The 990-nt window shown below is 31.4% G+C and carries 1 protein-coding gene; it reads right to left on the bottom strand.

Annotation, left to right across the window (positions count from 1 at the left end; translation table 11 throughout):
- A partial coding sequence (locus L8V77_RS07645) for a hypothetical protein (RefSeq protein WP_412175150.1) occupies positions 1-990 on the bottom strand: 990 nt, incomplete at both ends.

The raw sequence follows: 990 nt of genomic DNA, 5'->3' as shown, positions 1-990 counted from the left end.
ATTTACAAATATGCCTGCACCACTTTGACCTAATATAGCTCCTTTATTTTCTATAGTATGTATAGAGTTGACTAGAGCTGTATTATTTGAAAATTCTTGCAAATTAATACCATGCCTTCCACCTATAATAGAACCTTCATTATTTAAAGTATTTATAGTTCCAGCTTGCCCAAACATAGCAAATACATGAATACCATCTTGTCCACCTTGGATCAAACCATTTGATTTATTATTTAAAAGTGTTATGCTATCACCATGTGCTGTTTGAGTATATATTCCATGTCCGCTAGTTCCGATGATATTTCCTGAATTATCTAATGTTCCTACTTTAGCACTTGTATTGTTATATCTTTGTATGTTTAAACCATGTTCTCCTCCAATGATATCTTTTTGATTATCAAAATGCTCTATCTCAACAGAAAAAAGTGCCACACCATCTTTACTACCGCCGCTAATAAATCCAGAATTTACTATTGTTTTGATTGTATCTTTTTGATCATTATTATTAACACGTATACCGTGTTCTTCTCCGATAATAGTACCGGTATTATTTAAATTTTCTAAAGTAGCTCCACCTCCTAAAAATACACCATTATTTCCGCTTATAGTACCTTTATTATTTAAATTCTGAAGTGTTCCCCTGCCATCAATCTGGATACCATTATCACTACCACTAATAATACTATTTTTCTCATTAGTTATATTTTCTATTTTAGAGTTATTACCACCTATATAAATACCTCTACCACTATTACCTTTAATAGTTCCTGAGTTGGTGATACTTTTAATAGTAGAACCACCTTCTACTGATATACCATTCCATTTGCCAAGTATAGAGCCTGTGTTAGTAATAGATTCAACTACAGTAGAACCACCATCTGTTTTAATACCATGAACAGCATTACTTGCATTAATAGTACCATTATTAATAATATTAACATTGGTTGCATTATCTTTAATATGAACAGCATTATTGCTTCCTACAGTAAC

Origin of the sequence: Campylobacter sp. IFREMER_LSEM_CL2127 (assembly GCF_025771745.1) — a bacterium.
Classification (GTDB): Bacteria; Campylobacterota; Campylobacteria; order Campylobacterales; family Campylobacteraceae; genus Campylobacter_D.
The sequence above is the reverse complement of the archived record's forward strand: the minus strand, read 5'-3'. Positions and strand labels throughout refer to the sequence as shown.